Here is a 17469-nt window from a genome sequence, read left to right on the forward strand (position 1 = left end):
TTTTAAAATACGCCGCAGGAGAGATTCGCAATGGCTCAGCAGGGCAGTGGTTATCAGGCTCGCTATAAACGCATTCTACTCAAGCTTAGCGGCGAGGCCCTGATGGGCTCGGAAGAGTTCGGGATCGATCCGAAAGTGCTGGATCGCATGGCGCTGGAAGTCGGCCAGCTGGTCGGTATCGGCGTTCAGGTCGGTCTGGTGATTGGTGGTGGCAACCTGTTCCGCGGTGAAGCGCTGAGCAAGGCCGGCATGGATCGGGTCACGGGCGACCACATGGGCATGCTGGCCACTGTGATGAACGCCCTGGCCATGCGCGACGCGCTGGAACGTGCCAATATCTCGGCCATCGTGATGTCGGCCATTTCCATGGTTGGCGTGACCGACCACTATGACCGTCGCAAGGCCATGCGCCACCTGAACTCCAAGGACGTGGTGATTTTTGCGGCCGGTACCGGCAATCCGTTCTTTACCACGGATTCGGCAGCCTGCCTGCGCGCCATTGAAATCGACGCGGACGTCGTGCTCAAGGCGACCAAGGTCGATGGCGTCTACACCGCTGACCCGTTCAAAGACCCGCATGCCGAGAAGTTCGATCATCTGACATACGATGAAGTGCTGGATCGCAAGCTGGGTGTAATGGATCTGACGGCTATCTGTCTGTGCCGCGATCACAAGATGCCGCTGCGCGTATTTAACATGAACAAGCCGGGCGCCCTGCTGAACATCGTGCATGGTGGCGCTGAAGGCACTCTGATCGAGGAAGTCCAACAATGATCAACGAAATCAAGAAAGACGCCAAAGAGCGCATGACGAAGTCCGTTGAGTCCCTGGCTCACAACTTCGGCCGTATCCGTACCGGTCAGGCACACCCAAGCATCCTGGAAGGTGTGATGGTGCCTTACTACGGCGCTGATACCCCGATCAAGCAAGTGGCCAACATCACCGTCAAGGATGCCCGTACGCTGCAAGTCGTTGCGTTCGAGCGCAACATGCTGGGCGCCGTCGACAAGGCTATCGGTAGCGCGGGTCTGAACCTGAACCCGACCAATCTGGGTGAGCTGCTGCTGATCAGCATGCCGGCCCTGACCGAAGAAACCCGTCGCGGTTTCACCAAGCAGGCGCGTGACGTGGCAGAAGACGCCCGTGTTGCCGTGCGCAACATCCGTCGCGATGCGAACAGCTCCCTGAAGGATCTGGTCAAGGAAAAGGAAATCAGCGAAGACGAAGAGCGTCGCGCCGCAGGCGAGATCGACGATCTGACCAAGAAGTTCGTGGCTGAAATCGACGCCAAGCTGGCCGAGAAAGAAAAAGACCTGATGGCCGTATAAGGGTCGAGTTTTAAATGGACAAGACCAAGCAGACTGCGCCGTCCACGGTGCCGCGCCATGTCGCGATCATCATGGATGGCAATAATCGCTGGGCGAAAAAACGCTTTATGCCGGGTGTCGCCGGGCATAAGGCTGGCGTGGATGCTGTGCGGGCGGTGATCGAGGTGTGTGCCGAGGCCAAGGTCGAAGTGCTCACCCTGTTCGCCTTTTCCAGTGAAAACTGGCAGCGTCCGGCTGACGAGGTCAGCGCCTTGATGGATCTGTTCTTCAAGGCGCTGCGTCGTGAAGCCAAACGCCTGAACGACAACAACATCAGTCTGCGCATCATCGGCGACCGTACGCGGTTTCATCCCGAGCTTCAGGCAGCCATGCGTGAGGCTGAAGCGATGACCGCTGGTGCCAACCGCTTCATTCTGCAGATCGCCGCCAATTACGGCGGTCAGTGGGACATTGCGCAAGCGGCGCAGCGTCTGGCGCGTGAAGTTCAGGCGGGTCATCTGCGACCGGAAGACATCACGCCGGATCTGCTGCAGACCTGTCTGGTCACTGGTGATCTGCCGTTGCCCGACCTGTGCATCCGCACCGGCGGCGAGCATCGCATCAGCAACTTCCTCTTGTGGCAGTTGGCTTACGCCGAGTTGTACTTCTCCGACCTGTTCTGGCCGGACTTCAAACACGAAGCCATGCGCAATGCGCTGGCCGATTTCGCTTTGCGCCAGCGTCGCTTTGGTAAAACGAGCGAGCAGGTCGAAGCTGGAGCCCGGGTTTAATGCTTAAACAACGCATCATCACTGCACTGATTCTGTTGCCGATCGCCTTGGGCGGTTTTTTCCTGCTCGAAGGTTCCGGCTTTGCTCTGTTCATCGGGCTGGTCGTGAGTCTGGGTGCCTGGGAGTGGGCGCGTCTGGCCGGTTTCACCGCGCAGGCATTTCGTGTCGGCTACGCGGCGGTCGTCGCGCTGATGCTGTTTGTCATGTACATCCTTCCGGGGCTGGCGCCTTGGGTGCTGGGTGCTTCGGTAATCTGGTGGGCACTGGCGACCTGGCTGGTGCTGACGTATCCGCGTTCCAGCGAGCGCTGGTCCAGTGCCGCCAGCAAACTGGTGATCGGCTTGCTGATTCTGTTGCCTGCCTGGCAGGGGCTGGTGCTGATCAAGCAGTACCCGCTCGGTAACTGGCTGATCATGGCAGTGATGGTGCTGGTCTGGGGGGCTGATATCGGGGCGTACTTCTCCGGTCGTGCATTCGGCAAGCGCAAGCTGGCGCCGCAAGTCAGTCCCGGCAAAAGTTGGGAAGGCGTGTATGGCGGTCTGGCGCTGAGCCTGGTCATCACCACCCTGGTCGCACTGTTCCGTGACTGGACGGTGGCGCAACTGTTCAAGGGGTTGATCGGTGCAGCGGTGATTGTCTTCATCTCTGTGGTGGGTGATCTGACCGAAAGCATGTTCAAGCGCCAGTCCGGCATCAAGGACAGCAGTAATCTGCTGCCGGGGCATGGTGGCGTGCTGGATCGCATCGACAGCCTGACGGCGGCGATCCCGGTCTTTGCAGTGCTGTTGTGGATGGCGGCATCGTGAGTCGCCCACAGCAGATTACCGTCCTGGGCGCGACCGGATCGATCGGTCTGAGTACGCTGGACGTTATCGCTCGGCATCCGGATCGTTATCAGGCTTTCGCCCTGAGCGGTTTTACCCGTCTGAGCGAACTGTTTGCCCTGTGTGTTCGCCATCTCCCCAAATATGCGGTAGTGCCGGAGGCCGGTGCTGCCCGCAACCTGCAGGACGATTTACGAGCCGCTGGCCTGTCGACGCAGGTGCTGGTTGGCGAGGAAGGCTTGTGTCAGGTCGCTGCTGCGCCTGAGGTGGATGCCGTCATGGCGGCCATTGTCGGCGCGGCGGGTTTGCGCCCGACTCTGGCGGCTGTCGAGGCGGGCAAGAAGATTCTTCTGGCCAACAAGGAAGCGCTGGTCATGTCCGGCGCCTTGTTCATGCAGGCGGTGCGCAAGAGCGGCTCGGTCCTGTTGCCGATCGACAGCGAACACAACGCAATTTTCCAGTGCATGCCGCAGGACTTTGCTCGCGGGCTGGGTAACGTCGGGGTTCGTCGGATTTTGCTGACAGCTTCCGGTGGTCCTTTCCGGCAGACGCCAATGGCCGAATTGGCGCATGTTTCACCGGACCAGGCCTGTGCCCACCCGAACTGGTCGATGGGGCGCAAGATTTCCGTGGATTCGGCCAGCATGATGAACAAAGGGCTCGAATTGATCGAAGCCTGCTGGTTGTTCGATGCCAAGCCTTCGCAAGTCGAAGTGGTGATTCATCCACAAAGCGTGATTCATTCGCTGGTCGATTATGTGGACGGTTCGGTGCTGGCGCAGTTGGGCAATCCCGACATGCGCACGCCGATTGCCAATGCCCTGGCCTGGCCTGAGCGCATTGACTCGGGCGTGGCGCCGCTGGATCTGTTCGCTGTAGCACGCCTGGATTTCGAAGCGCCCGACGAAGAGCGCTTCCCGTGCCTTCGGCTTGCGCGGCAGGCGGCCGAGGCGGGAAACAGCGCCCCGGCGATGCTCAATGCGGCGAATGAAGTGGCGGTTGCGGCGTTTCTCGACGGACGGGTTCGCTACCTGGAAATCGCGAGTATCATCGAGGAAGTCTTGAATCTGGAGCCTGTAGTGGCGCTGGATGATCTCGATGCGGTGTTCACCGCCGATGCAACTGCCCGTACATTGGCCGGGCAGTGGCTGACTCGTTACGGCCGGTAGGTTTTGCAACAGATGGCCTCACGCGGCACTGGACAGGATTGCGGAGAAAGTAGATGAGCGCGCTCTATATGATTGCCGGCACCCTGATCGCTCTGGGTGTGTTGGTCACCTTTCACGAATTCGGCCATTTCTGGGTCGCGCGTCGCTGTGGCGTCAAGGTTTTGCGTTTCTCCGTGGGCTTCGGCATGCCGCTGCTGCGCTGGCATGACAAGCAGGGCACCGAGTTCGTAGTCGCCGCGATTCCGCTGGGCGGCTATGTCAAGATGCTCGACGAGCGTGAAGGTGAAGTGCCGGCCGATCAGCTTCATCAGTCATTCAATCGCAAGTCGGTGCGTCAGCGTATCGCCATTGTAGCGGCCGGCCCTGTGGCCAACTTTCTGCTGGCGCTGGTGTTCTTCTGGGTGTTGGCGATGCTCGGCAGCGAGCAGATCCGCCCGGTCATCGGTTCTGTCGAGCCCGGCAGCATCGCCGCGACAGCTGGACTGAGCGCCGGTCAGGAAATCGTCGCGATCGACGGTGAGCCGACCTCGGGCTGGGCTGCGGTCAATCTGCAACTGGTGCGGCGTCTGGGCGAAAGCGGTTCACTGCAGTTACTGGTGCGCGAGCAGGGTTCCACGGCTGATACGCCGCGTGAGCTGGCACTCGATAAATGGCTCAAGGGGGCTGACGAGCCGGATCCGATTCGCTCCCTCGGCATTCGCCCTTGGCGTCCGGCGTTGCCGCCAGTTCTTGCCGAGCTCGACCCGAAAGGTCCGGCCCAGGCAGCCGGGCTGAAAACCGGCGACCGTCTGCTGACGCTCGATGGCAAGGCGCTGGATGACTGGCAGCAGGTGGTCGACACCGTTCGTACGCGTCCTGATACCAAAATCGTGCTGCGCGTCGAGCGCGACGGTGTTCAAATCGACGTCCCTGTGACATTGGCTGCACGTGGTGAGAAGAAGTCGCCAAGCGGTTACCTGGGGGCGGGCGTGAAGGCTGTCGACTGGCCACCGGAAATGATTCGCGAGGTCAGCTACGGTCCTTTGGCAGCGATTGGTGAGGGTGCCCGTCGTACCTGGACCATGAGCGTCCTGACGCTGGATTCACTGAAGAAAATGCTCTTCGGCGAGCTCTCGGTAAAAAACTTGAGTGGACCGATAACCATTGCTAAAGTGGCGGGCGCTTCTGCCCAGTCGGGCGTCGCTGATTTCCTGAATTTCCTTGCTTATCTGAGTATTAGCCTGGGGGTTCTGAATTTGCTGCCCATTCCTGTGCTGGATGGGGGGCATTTGTTGTTTTATCTGATCGAGTGGGCGCGTGGTCGTCCCTTGTCGGATCGGGTGCAAGGTTGGGGGATACAGATTGGTATCAGCTTGGTGGTCGGAGTGATGTTGCTTGCTCTGGTCAACGATCTGGGTCGTCTGTAACGCTTCGCTGAATTGCGAATCTGCCGCATTTTGCGGCAGTTTGTTTATTGCCAGTTGGAATAAGAAAGGACTTCATGAAACGTCTGCTGCTAACTGCGGTTCTCACCGTATTGATGATCGCCGAAGTTCACGCCGAGTCCTTCACTATCTCTGATATTCGCGTCAATGGCCTCCAGCGGGTCTCCGCGGGTAGCGTCTTTGGTGCCTTGCCGTTGAACGTCGGCGAGCAGGCGGATGATCGTCGCCTGGTGGAATCCACTCGTGCGTTGTTCAAAACCGGTTTCTTTCAAGATATCCAGCTGGGCCGCGAAGGCAACGTCCTGGTGATCACTGTCGTCGAGCGTCCCTCGGTCGCCAGCATCGAGATCGAAGGCAACAAGGCGATCTCCACCGAAGACCTGATGAAAGGCCTCAAGCAATCCGGTCTGGCCGAAGGCGAGATCTTCCAGCGCGCGACCCTTGAAGGTGTGCGTAACGAGCTGCAGCGTCAATACGTTGCACAAGGTCGTTACTCGGCTACCGTCGATACCGAAGTGGTGTCGCAGCCGCGCAACCGCGTCGGCCTGAAAGTGAAGATCAACGAAGGCACCGTCGCCGCCATTCAGCACATCAACGTGGTGGGCAACACGGTTTTCCCCGAGGAAGACCTGACCGACCTGTTCGAACTGAAAACCACCAACTGGCTGTCGTTCTTCAAGAACGACGACAAGTACGCTCGTGAAAAGCTGTCCGGTGACCTGGAGCGTCTGCGTTCCTACTACCTGGATCGCGGCTATATCAACATGGATATCGCTTCGACCCAGGTGTCCATCACCCCGGACAAGAAGCACGTCTACATCACCGTCAACGTTAACGAAGGCGAGAAGTACACTGTTCGTGACGTCAAGCTCAGCGGTGACCTGAAAGTCCCTGAGGACCAGGTCAAATCCCTGTTGCTGGTGCAGAAAGGCCAGGTGTTCTCGCGCAAGCTGATGACCACCACGTCCGAACTGATCACCCGTCGTCTGGGCAACGAGGGTTACACCTTCGCCAACGTCAACGGCGTGCCACAACCGCACGACGAAGATCACACCGTCGATATCCTGTTTGCCGTCGATCCGGGCAAGCGTGCCTACGTCAACCGCATCAACTTCCGTGGCAACACCAAGTCCGAGGACGAAGTGCTGCGCCGTGAAATGCGTCAGATGGAAGGTGGCTGGGCTTCGACTTACCTGATCGATCAGTCCAAGACCCGTCTGGAGCGTCTGGGCTTCTTTAAAGAGGTCAACGTCGAAACCCCGGCCGTGCCAGGTGTCGACGACCAGGTTGACGTGAACTACAGCGTTGAAGAGCAGGCCTCCGGTTCGATCACTGCCAGCGTCGGTTTCGCCCAGAGCGCCGGTCTGATCCTCGGTGGTTCGATCACCCAGAACAACTTCCTCGGTACCGGTAACCGCGTCAGCGTCGGTCTGACCCGCAGCGAATACCAGAGCCGCTACAACTTCGGCTACGTTGACCCCTACTGGACCGCCGATGGCGTGAGCCTGGGTTACAACGCGTTCTACCGCACCACCGACTACAAAGACCTCGACGTCGACGTAGCGAGCTATGCGGTAGACAGCCTGGGTGCCGGCGTGAACGTGGGCTACCCGATCAGCGAGACTTCACGACTGACCTTTGGTCTGTCCGCTCAACAGGACAAGATCAAGACCGGTAAGTACACCGTTGACGAGATTTTCGACTTCGTTAACAAGGAAGGTGATAACTACCTGAACTTCAAGGCATCGGCCGGCTGGTCCGAGTCGACCTTGAACAAGGGTGTATTGCCAACCCGTGGCCGTTCCCAGAGCTTGACGCTGGAAACCACGATTCCAGGCAGCGACCTGTCGTTCTACAAGCTCGACTACCGTGCTCAGTTGTTCCAGCCGATCAGCGAAAACTACACCCTGCGTCTGCACACCGAGCTGGGCTATGGTGACGGCTACGGTTCGACCGACGGCTTGCCGTTCTATGAAAACTACTATGCTGGTGGTTTCAACTCGGTACGTGGCTTTAAAGACAGCACGCTCGGTCCGCGCAGTACCCCGAGCCGTGGCACCAACCCGGGTACATCGGTAGACCCGGACCAGGACCCGCTGCCGTTCGGTGGCAATGTCCTGATTCAGGGCGGCGTGGAAGTTCTGTTCCCGCTACCGTTCGTCAAGGATCAACGCTCTCTGCGTACGTCGGTATTCTGGGATGTGGGTAACGTGTTCGATTCGCAGTGCAAGGACACTACCAACGCCAATGGCTCGTCGTCGAACACCAAGTGCAACGACATCAGTCTGAGCAACATGGCCAGCTCCGTCGGTGTCGGCGTGACCTGGGTCACCGCACTGGGCCCGCTGAGCTTTGCCCTGGCGATGCCGATCAAGAAACCGGATGAAGCTGAAACTCAAGTGTTCCAATTCTCCCTGGGCCAGACGTTCTAAGCGTCTGACCCAAGACAACGACAATGGATTTTGTAGGAGTGCATCGTGCGTAAGTTGACTCAATTGGTTCTCCTGGCCTCCGTACTGGTGGCAGGCCCGGCATTTGCCGACATGAAAATCGCCGTTCTGAACTATCAGATGGCACTGCTGGAATCCGACGCAGCCAAGAAGTACGCCGTAGATGCGGAGAAAAAGTTCGGCCCGCAACTGACCAAGCTCAAGACACTGGAAAGCAGCGCCAAGGGTATTCAGGATCGTCTGATGGCCGGTGGTGACAAGATGCAGCAGGGCGAACGCGAGCGTCTGGAGCTTGAGTTCAAGCAAAAGGCGCGTGACTTCCAGTTCCAGTCCAAGGAACTGAATGAAGCAAAAGCCGTTGCCGACCGCGAAATGCTCAAGCAACTGAAGCCGAAACTGGATAGCGCAGTGGAAGAAGTCATCAAGAAAGGTGGTTTTGACCTGGTGTTCGAGCGTGGCGCAGTGATCGATGTCAAGCCTCAGTACGACATCACGCGCCAGGTTATCGAGCGCATGAATCAGCTGAAGTAACCCATGACCGTGACTATCAAGCTCGGCCAGTTGGCCGAGTTCCTCGGCGCCACCCTGAGTGGCGACCCCGAGAAGCAAATCACTGGGCTAGCCACCTTGCAGGAGGCTGGCCCAGCTCAGTTGAGCTTTCTGGCAAACCCCCAATACCGTAAATACCTGGCTGGCTCGCAAGCCGCAGCCCTGTTGCTCAAGGCTGCCGACGCGGAAGGTTATGCCGGTAATGCGCTGGTGGTGCCTGATCCTTACCTGGCTTACGCACGCATTTCCCATCTGTTCGATCCGAAACCCAAGGCCGCTGCCGGCGTCCATCCGACGGCCGTGATCGCCGAGGATGCCGTGGTCGACCCGAGCGCCAGTATCGGTCCCTTCGTGGTGATCGAAGCCGGTGCGCGAATCGGTGCAGACGTGACGCTCGGCGCGCATTGCGTTGTCGGAGCCCGCAGCGAAATCGGCGAGGGCGGCTGGCTGGCCCCGCGGGTCACGCTGTATCACGATGTGCGGATCGGCAAGCGGGTGGTGATCCAGTCCGGCGCCGTGCTCGGCGGTGAAGGCTTCGGTTTTGCCAACGAGAAGGGTGTTTGGCAGAAGATCGCCCAGATCGGCGGCGTGACCATCGGTGACGATGTGGAGATTGGCGTGAACACCGCCATCGACCGCGGTGCGTTGGCCGATACCGTGATCGGCAATGGCGTGAAACTCGACAACCAGATTCAGATCGCCCACAACGTGCAGGTCGGTGATCACACCGCCATGGCGGCATGCGTGGGGATTTCCGGCAGCACCAAAATCGGCAAGCACTGCATGCTCGCCGGGGGTGTTGGCCTGGTAGGGCACATCGATATTTGCGACAACGTATTCCTGACCGGAATGACCATGGTGACCCACTCGATTACCGAGCCGGGTGCCTATTCTTCCGGCACAGCCATGCAACCTGCGGCCGAATGGCGCAAAAGCGCGGCCCGTATTCGTCAGCTCGATGACATCGCGCGACGTTTGAAACAGCTGGAAAAGCGGTTCGGGGAAGTGACCCCCGACGGTAATGCTTCATCTGAAGGCTGATACCATTTCCATATCAAGTGTGCACAGCCTCTGGACTGCCTCCTTGATTTGCTAGAGGAGTGCGCGTCAGTCGCGCTCCCAATCTTTACATAGGCTTCCCCCCGAAATGATGGACATCAACGAGATTCGCGAATACCTGCCTCACCGTTACCCGTTCCTGCTGGTGGATCGGGTAGTGGAGCTGGATACGGAAGGCAAGCGCATTCGCGCCTACAAGAATGTCAGCATCAACGAGCCGTTCTTCAACGGTCACTTCCCGGCGCACCCGATCATGCCGGGTGTGCTGATCATCGAAGCCATGGCTCAGGCTGCCGGGATCCTCGGTTTCAAGATGCTTGACGTGAAACCGGCCGACGGCACCCTTTATTACTTCGTTGGCTCCGACAAACTGCGTTTCCGCCAGCCAGTGCTGCCGGGCGATCAGTTGATCCTGGAAGCCAAGTTCATCAGTTGCAAGCGTCAGATCTGGAAGTTCGAATGCCAGGCTTCGGTCGATGGCAAACCGGTCTGCTCGGCTGAAATCATCTGTGCGGAACGCAAGCTATGAGTTTGATTGACCCTCGCGCAATCATCGATCCATCGGCCGTCCTGGCTGATGGCGTCGAGGTCGGCCCGTGGTCGATCATCGGTGCAGGTGTGGAAATCGGCGAGGGTACGGTCATCGGGCCACACGTGATCCTCAAAGGTCCGACCCGTATCGGCAAGCACAACCGCATCTACCAGTTTTCCTCGGTAGGCGAAGACACGCCGGACCTGAAATACAAGGGCGAAGAAACCCGCCTGGTGATCGGTGACCACAACGTCATCCGCGAAGGCGTGACGATTCACCGTGGCACCGTTCAGGATCGTTCCGAAACGACCCTGGGTGATCACAACCTGATCATGGCCTATGCCCACATCGGACATGACAGCGTCATCGGCAACCACTGCATTCTGGTCAACAACACCGCGTTGGCCGGCCATGTGCACGTTGATGACTGGGCAATCCTCTCTGGTTTTACCCTGGTGCATCAGTATTGCCACATCGGCGCCCACAGCTTTTCCGGCATGGGCACGGCCATCGGCAAGGATGTTCCGGCGTTCGTCACCGTATTCGGCAACCCGGCCGAAGCGCGTAGCATGAACTTCGAGGGCATGCGCCGTCGCGGTTTCAGTGAAGACGCCATCCACGCCCTGCGCCGTGCGTACAAAACGGTGTATCGCCAGGGACTGACCGTTGAGCAGGCGTTGGCCGAGCTGGCCGAGCTGTCCGCCCAGTTCCCGGAGGTCGCGATGTTCCGTGACTCCATCCAGTCGTCGACCCGCGGCATCACCCGCTGACCATGGCCAATCTGCGTATTGCGCTGGTGGCGGGGGAGGCTTCCGGTGACATTCTGGGCGCAGGCCTGATGCGTGCCCTCAAGGCACAGCACCCTGCGGTGGAGTTCATCGGTGTCGGCGGCCCGCTGATGCAGGCCGAAGGCCTGACTTCCTATTTTCCGATGGAGCGTCTGTCGGTCATGGGGCTGGTGGAAGTCCTGGGACGCTTGCGTGAACTGCTCAAGCGCCGCAAGGATCTGATCGCCACGCTCATCGCTGAAAAACCGGATGTGTTCATCGGCATCGACGCACCGGATTTCAACCTCAATATCGAACTCAAGCTGCGTCAGGCCGGAATCAAGACCGTGCACTACGTCAGCCCGTCGGTGTGGGCGTGGCGGCAGAAGCGGGTGCTGAAGATCCGCGAAGGCTGCGACCTGATGCTCACGCTGCTGCCATTCGAAGCCAGATTCTACGAAGAGAAGGGCGTACCGGTGCGGTTCGTCGGTCATACACTGGCCGATACCATTCCGCTGGAAGCCGATCGCTCTGCTGCGCGGGCCGAACTCGGTCTGCCGGACGGCCCTCTGGTGGCTTTGATGCCCGGCAGCCGGGGTGGCGAGGTCAGCCGTCTGGGGGCGCTGTTCCTCGATACCGCCGAACGCCTGCGTGCCATGCGCCCGGGTGTGCGTTTCGTCATACCCTGCGCCAACCCCGAGCGTTGCGCCCAACTCGAAGAGCTGCTGGCCGGTCGTGATCTGCCGGTGACCTTGCTCAATGGCCAATCTCACCTGGCCCTGGCGGCGTGCAATGCGGTCCTGATCGCGTCAGGCACGGCGACCCTGGAAGCGCTGCTGTACAAGCGCCCGATGGTCGTGGCCTATCGTCTTGCGCCGCTGACGTTCTGGATTCTCAAACGCATGGTCAAGAGCCCGTACGTGTCCCTGCCGAACTTGCTGGCCCAGCGATTGCTGGTGCCGGAATTGTTGCAGGATGATGCGACGGTTGAGGCACTTGCCCAGACCCTGTCGCCATTGATCGATGGTGGCGAAGAGCAGACCCGTGGCTTCGACGAGATCCATCGCACCCTGCGCCTGGACGCTTCCAATCAGGCGGCTGACGCCGTTCTGAACCTGATCGGGCACACACGATGAGCAAGACAAGCATGCAGATGGGCCTGGATTTCACCCTGGTCGCCGAAGTCGAAGAGCTGGTGGCCGGCGTCGATGAAGTCGGTCGTGGCCCGCTGTGCGGCGCGGTCGTCACGGCCGCGGTTATCCTCGATCCGAACCGCCCGATTCTCGGTCTCAACGACTCGAAGAAACTCACCGAAGCCAAGCGCGAGAAACTCTACGACGAAATCTGCGAGAAGGCGCTCAGTTGGTGCATCGCCCGCGCCGAAGTCGAAGAAATCGACGAGCTGAACATCCTTCACGCCACCATGCTGGCGATGCAGCGCGCGGTCGCTGGCCTGCACATCCAGCCGAAACTGGCGATGATCGACGGCAACCGCTGTCCGAAACTGCCAATGCGTTCCGAAGCCGTGGTGCAGGGCGACGGCAAGGTGCCGGCGATTGCAGCAGCATCGATTCTGGCCAAGGTCAGCCGCGACCGCGAGATGGCGGCGTTCGAATTGATCTACCCGGGTTACGGCATCGGCGGCCATAAAGGCTATCCGACCCCCGTTCATCTGGAAGCGCTGTCACGCCTCGGGCCGACGCCGATTCACCGGCGTTCGTTTGCCCCGGTGCGGCAGGCTTATGAAGCGCTCGAAGGCCTGACGCAGGTTTAGCGGCAAGGCTGATGTTTTGTTCAGGGCCCGGTACAATCCGGGCCTTGTTGTCTCTATGTAACTGGACAGGATCACTATGCCGGCTTCATTCGTTCATCTACGCCTGCACACTGAATACTCCCTGGTCGACGGGCTGGTGCGGATCAAGCCGCTGGTCAAGGCCCTGACCGGCATGGGCATGCCGGCCGTAGCGGTGACCGACCAGAACAACATGTGTTCGCTGGTCAAATTCTATAAAAACGCCATGGGTGCCGGGATCAAGCCGATCTGCGGCGCCGACCTGTGGCTGTCGAACAAGGACCCGGACGGGCCGCTGAGCCGGATCAGCCTGCTGGTCATGAATGCCCAGGGCTATCGCAACCTGACCGAGCTGATTTCCCGTGGCTTCATCGACGGTCAGCGTAACGGCATGGTCATCATCGAGCGCGAGTGGGTCGCCGAGGCCAACGAAGGCCTGATCATGCTGTCCGCCGCCAAAGAAGGCGAGATCGGCATGGCCATGATCGGCGGCAACCCCGCCGAAGCCGAGGCGCTGGCCCGCGAATGGATGGCGGTGTTCCCGGATCGTTTCTATCTGGAAATTCAGCGTACCAACCGTCCGAACGACGAAGAGCAGTTGCACGGTGCCGTCGCCCTGGCCGACAAGCTCGGCGCGCCGTTGGTAGCTACGAACGACGTACGCTTCATCAAGCAGGAAGACTTCGCCGCCCACGAAACCCGTGTCTGCATCGGTGAGGGCCGGGCCCTCGACGACCCACGGCGATCCAAGAACTACAGCGACCAGCAGTACCTGAAAAGCGCCGAGGAAATGGCCGAGCTGTTCAGCGACCTGCCCGATGCGATCGAGAACACCGTCGAGATCGCCAAGCGATGCAACATCGACGTGAAACTGGGCAAGCACTTCCTGCCGGATTACCCGATTCCCGATGGCATGACCATTGACGAGTATTTCCGCAAGGTCTCGTTCGATGGTCTGGAAGAGCGCCTCAGCGTGTTGCTGCCCAAAGACACCACCGAGGACTACGAGGCCAAGCGTCAGGTCTACGTCGACCGGCTGAATTTCGAGCTGGATATCATCATCCAGATGGGGTTCCCCGGTTACTTCCTGATCGTGATGGACTTTATCCAGTGGGCCAAGAACAACGGTGTTCCGGTGGGCCCAGGCCGGGGGTCGGGTGCCGGATCGCTGGTGGCCTATGTACAGAAGATCACCGACCTCGACCCGCTGGAATATGACCTGCTGTTCGAACGTTTCCTCAACCCGGAACGGGTATCGATGCCCGACTTCGACGTCGACTTCTGCATGGACGGTCGCGACCGGGTGATCGATTACGTGGCCGAAAAGTACGGCCGCAACGCGGTGAGCCAGATCATCACCTTCGGTTCCATGGCGGCGAAGGCTGTGGTCCGCGACGTGGCGCGGGCCCAGGGCAAATCGTTCGGCCTGGCGGATCGCCTGTCGAAGATGATTCCGTTCGAAGTCGGCATGACCCTGGAAAAAGCCTACGAGCAGGAAGAAATCCTGCGCGACTTCATCAAGGTCGATGAGGAAGCGGCGGAAATCTGGGAGATGGCGCGCAAGCTCGAAGGCGTGGTGCGTAACGTCGGTAAACACGCCGGTGGTGTGGTGATCGCGCCGACCAAGCTGACCGACTTCTCGCCGATCTATTGCGACGAGGCCGGCGACGGTCTGGTGACCCAGTTCGACAAGGACGACGTCGAGGCGGCCGGTCTGGTGAAGTTCGACTTCCTCGGTCTGCGGACCCTGACGATCATCGACTGGGCGCTGAAGACCATCAACCGCGACCGCGCCAAGGTCAACGAGCCGCCGCTGGACATCGCGTTCATCCCGCTGGATGACAAGCCGACTTATCAGCTGCTGCAAAAAGCTGAAACCACCGCGGTGTTCCAGCTTGAATCCCGTGGGATGAAAGAGCTGATCAAAAAGCTCAAGCCCGACTGCCTCGAAGACTTGATCGCACTGGTGGCCCTGTTCCGTCCCGGGCCGCTGCAATCGGGCATGGTGGATGACTTCATCAACCGTAAGCACGGTCGCGCGGAACTTGCGTATCCGCACCCGGATTACCAGTACGAAGGCCTGCAGCCGGTACTGGCACCGACCTACGGCATCATCCTGTATCAGGAACAGGTGATGCAGATCGCCCAGGTCATGGCCGGTTATACCCTCGGTGGCGCGGACATGCTGCGTCGGGCGATGGGTAAGAAGAAGCCCGAGGAAATGGCCAAGCAGCGCGGCGGTTTCATTGAGGGTTGTGCGTCGAACAATATCGACGCGGATCTGGCCGGTAACATTTTCGACCTGGTGGAAAAGTTCGCCGGTTACGGCTTCAACAAATCCCACTCCGCCGCCTACGGCCTGGTCTCGTATCAGACTGCCTGGCTGAAGGCTCACTACCCGGCGCCGTTCATGGCTGCGGTACTGTCGGCGGACATGCACAACACCGACAAGGTCGTGACCTTGATCGAGGAAGTGCGCACGATGAAGCTGCGCCTCGACGCGCCGGACGTGAACACTTCGGAGTTCAAGTTCACGGTGAACGACGAGGGCCGCATCGTATACGGCCTGGGCGCGATCAAAGGCGTCGGTGAAGGCCCGGTGGAAGCGATCACCGAGGCCCGTCAGACCGGTCCGTTCAAGGACCTGTTCGACTTCTGCGCCCGGGTCGACCTCAAACGTATCAACAAGCGCACGCTGGACGGACTGATCCGCAGCGGTGCGCTGGATCGCCTCGGCCCGTACTTCCACGACGAGCAGAAGGCCTATCAGGCCAACATCGACCGCAACCGCGCCGTGCTGCTGGCGGCGATGGAAGAGGCGATCAAGTCGGCCGAGCAGACCGCGCGCACCCGAGACAGCGGCCACGCCGACCTGTTTGGCGGGCTGTTCGTCGAGGAAGACGCGGACGTTTACGCGGTTCATCGCAAGGCGAAAGAGCTGACCCTCAAAGAGCGGCTCAAAGGTGAAAAAGACACCTTGGGCCTGTACCTGACCGGTCACCCGATCGACGAGTACGAAGGCGAAATCCGCCGTTTCGCCCGTCAGCGCATCATCGACCTGAAACCGGCCCGTGATACACAGACCGTGGCGGGGATGATCATCGCCCTGCGGGTGATGAAGAACAAAAAGGGCGACAAGATGGGCTTCATCACCCTCGACGACCGCTCCGGGCGGATCGAGGCGTCGCTGTTTGCCGATGCGTTCCATTCTGCGCAATCGCTGTTGCAGACCGATGCGATGGTGGTGGTCGAAGGCGAGGTCAGCAACGACGACTTCTCCGGCGGCCTGCGGCTGCGGGTCAAGCGGGTGATGAGCATGGAAGATGCGCGCACCAACCTGGCCGAGAGCCTGCGCCTGAAGTTGCAGACCCAGGACCTGAAAGGCGATCAGCTACGCTGGTTGGGTGATTTGCTCAAGCGTCATCGCGGGGCGTGCCCGATCACCATGGAATACACCAGCCCCGACGCCAAGACCTTGCTGCAGTTTGGCGAGACCTGGCGGATCGACCCGGCGGATGCCTTGATTCAAGCCCTGCGTGACCAGTTCGGGCGAGACAACGTCTTCCTCCAATACCGTTGACCGGGAGGTGCCATCAAAGCGCCTGCCCACAACCTGAATTTTTAATCTCGACCTCAGCGCGCCTCTCCCTTAAGGTAGGGCGCGAATAGACAACCGGCCGGCCCAAGCTCATTTGGGACACGACCCAAGACGGACGCCTATGAACCCGAATTTTCTAGATTTCGAACAGCCGATCGCCGACCTGCAAGCCAAGATCGAAGAGTTGCGCTTGGTCGGTAATGACAATTCGCTGAATATCGGCGATGAGATCTCCCGCCTGCAGGACAAGAGCAAGACGCTCACCGAAGACATCTTCGGCAAGCTGACCAGCTGGCAGATCGCACGTCTGGCGCGTCACCCGAAACGTCCCTACACCCTGGACTACATCGACCACATCTTCACCGAGTTCGACGAACTGCACGGTGACCGTCACTTCTCCGACGACGCGGCCATTGTGGGCGGCGTGGCACGTCTGGAAGACCAGCCAGTGATGGTGATCGGTCACCAGAAGGGCCGTGAAGTACGTGAAAAGGTACGCCGCAACTTCGGCATGCCGCGTCCGGAAGGCTACCGCAAGGCTTGCCGCCTGATGGAAATGGCCGAGCGATTCAAGATGCCGATCCTGACCTTCATCGATACCCCGGGCGCCTACCCCGGGATCGACGCCGAAGAGCGCAACCAGAGCGAAGCGATCGCCTGGAACCTGCGTGTCATGGCTCGCCTGAAAACCCCGATCATCGCCACCGTGATTGGTGAAGGTGGTTCCGGCGGTGCACTGGCAATCGGTGTGTGCGACCAGTTGAACATGCTGCAGTACTCGACCTACGCGGTGATCTCGCCGGAAGGTTGCGCTTCGATTCTGTGGAAAACCGCAGAGAAGGCGCCGGATGCTGCCGAGGCGATGGGCATCACCGCCGAGCGTCTGAAAGGCCTGGGCATCGTCGACAAGGTGATCAGCGAGCCTCTGGGCGGCGCCCATCGTGATCCGGCCGCCGCTGCGGCCTCGATCCGCGCCGAGCTGAGCTCGCAACTGGCGATGCTGAAGAAGTTCGACAACGAAGCGCTGCTCAAGCGTCGTTACGATCGTCTGATGAGCTACGGTCTCTAAGTCGAGCCGTTTCGACCAGCGATGCAAAACACTGTGGGAGCGGGCTTGCCCGCGAATGCGATGTAACATTCAACGACTGTGTTGGCTGTTTCAGCGCTTTCGCGAGCAAGCCCGCTCCCACATTTGGTTTGTGAAAAG

General features: G+C 59.8%; 15 protein-coding genes. All 15 read left to right on the forward strand.

What is annotated here, in order from left to right:
* Positions 1-30 precede the first annotated feature (30 nt).
* Positions 31-774 (forward strand): UMP kinase, encoded by a 744-nt coding sequence (gene pyrH, locus ACTJK7_RS22650; RefSeq protein ID WP_011332683.1) that lies wholly within the window; start codon positions 31-33, stop codon positions 772-774.
* Positions 771-1328 (forward strand): ribosome recycling factor, encoded by a 558-nt coding sequence (gene frr / locus ACTJK7_RS22655; RefSeq protein ID WP_011332684.1) that lies wholly within the window; start codon positions 771-773, stop codon positions 1326-1328. The genes pyrH and frr overlap by 4 nt, the downstream gene beginning before the upstream one ends.
* Positions 1329-1342: 14 nt before the next feature.
* The gene (uppS, locus tag ACTJK7_RS22660; RefSeq protein ID WP_064379010.1) at positions 1343-2098 is read left to right on the forward strand and encodes a polyprenyl diphosphate synthase; all 756 of its coding nucleotides are present in this window, start codon (positions 1343-1345) and stop codon (positions 2096-2098) included.
* Entirely contained in the window at positions 2098-2904 is an 807-nt protein-coding gene (locus ACTJK7_RS22665) for a phosphatidate cytidylyltransferase (protein ID WP_011332686.1), read from the forward strand. Before uppS ends, ACTJK7_RS22665 begins: the two co-directional genes overlap by 1 nt.
* On the forward strand, positions 2901-4091 hold the full coding sequence (gene ispC / locus ACTJK7_RS22670; RefSeq protein ID WP_108563649.1) for a 1-deoxy-D-xylulose-5-phosphate reductoisomerase: 1191 nt from the start codon (positions 2901-2903) through the stop codon (positions 4089-4091). The genes ACTJK7_RS22665 and ispC overlap by 4 nt, the downstream gene beginning before the upstream one ends.
* A 53-nt stretch (positions 4092-4144) precedes the next feature.
* A complete protein-coding gene (gene rseP, locus ACTJK7_RS22675; RefSeq protein ID WP_323151103.1) occupies positions 4145-5497 on the forward strand; it encodes a sigma E protease regulator RseP in 1353 nt (450 codons plus the stop codon).
* Between the two features lie 74 nt (positions 5498-5571).
* Entirely contained in the window at positions 5572-7947 is a 2376-nt protein-coding gene (gene bamA, locus ACTJK7_RS22680; protein WP_440780702.1) for an outer membrane protein assembly factor BamA, read from the forward strand.
* Positions 7948-7992: 45 nt separating this feature from the next.
* On the forward strand, positions 7993-8496 hold the full coding sequence (locus ACTJK7_RS22685; RefSeq protein WP_003222140.1) for an OmpH family outer membrane protein: 504 nt from the start codon (positions 7993-7995) through the stop codon (positions 8494-8496).
* A gap of 3 nt (positions 8497-8499) precedes the next feature.
* Complete coding sequence (gene lpxD, locus ACTJK7_RS22690) at positions 8500-9555, forward strand: UDP-3-O-(3-hydroxymyristoyl)glucosamine N-acyltransferase (RefSeq protein ID WP_064379013.1); 1056 nt, start codon at positions 8500-8502, stop codon at positions 9553-9555.
* A gap of 106 nt (positions 9556-9661) precedes the next feature.
* Positions 9662-10102: a 3-hydroxyacyl-ACP dehydratase FabZ gene (gene fabZ / locus ACTJK7_RS22695; RefSeq protein WP_003222142.1), complete on the forward strand. Its 441-nt coding sequence runs from the start codon at positions 9662-9664 to the stop codon at positions 10100-10102.
* Positions 10099-10875, forward strand: coding sequence for an acyl-ACP--UDP-N-acetylglucosamine O-acyltransferase (gene lpxA / locus ACTJK7_RS22700; protein WP_108559817.1), 777 nt, complete (start codon positions 10099-10101; stop codon positions 10873-10875). Before fabZ ends, lpxA begins: the two co-directional genes overlap by 4 nt.
* A gap of 2 nt (positions 10876-10877) precedes the next feature.
* Positions 10878-12008 (forward strand): lipid-A-disaccharide synthase, encoded by a 1131-nt coding sequence (lpxB, locus tag ACTJK7_RS22705; RefSeq protein ID WP_108559819.1) that lies wholly within the window; start codon positions 10878-10880, stop codon positions 12006-12008.
* Positions 12009-12019: 11 nt separating this feature from the next.
* Positions 12020-12646 (forward strand): ribonuclease HII, encoded by a 627-nt coding sequence (gene rnhB, locus ACTJK7_RS22710; RefSeq protein ID WP_064379016.1) that lies wholly within the window; start codon positions 12020-12022, stop codon positions 12644-12646.
* Positions 12647-12722: 76 nt separating this feature from the next.
* Positions 12723-16244 carry a DNA polymerase III subunit alpha gene (gene dnaE, locus ACTJK7_RS22715; RefSeq protein WP_108559821.1) on the forward strand — a complete coding sequence of 1174 codons (3522 nt, stop codon included), beginning with the start codon at positions 12723-12725 and terminating at the stop codon, positions 16242-16244.
* A 139-nt stretch (positions 16245-16383) separates the two neighbouring features.
* Positions 16384-17331 carry an acetyl-CoA carboxylase carboxyltransferase subunit alpha gene (locus ACTJK7_RS22720; RefSeq protein ID WP_064379018.1) on the forward strand — a complete coding sequence of 316 codons (948 nt, stop codon included), beginning with the start codon at positions 16384-16386 and terminating at the stop codon, positions 17329-17331.
* Positions 17332-17469 lie beyond the last annotated feature (138 nt).

It is taken from the genome of Pseudomonas sp. 22085 (assembly GCF_052045815.1).
GTDB classification, from domain to species: Bacteria; Pseudomonadota; Gammaproteobacteria; order Pseudomonadales; family Pseudomonadaceae; genus Aquipseudomonas; species Aquipseudomonas glycinae.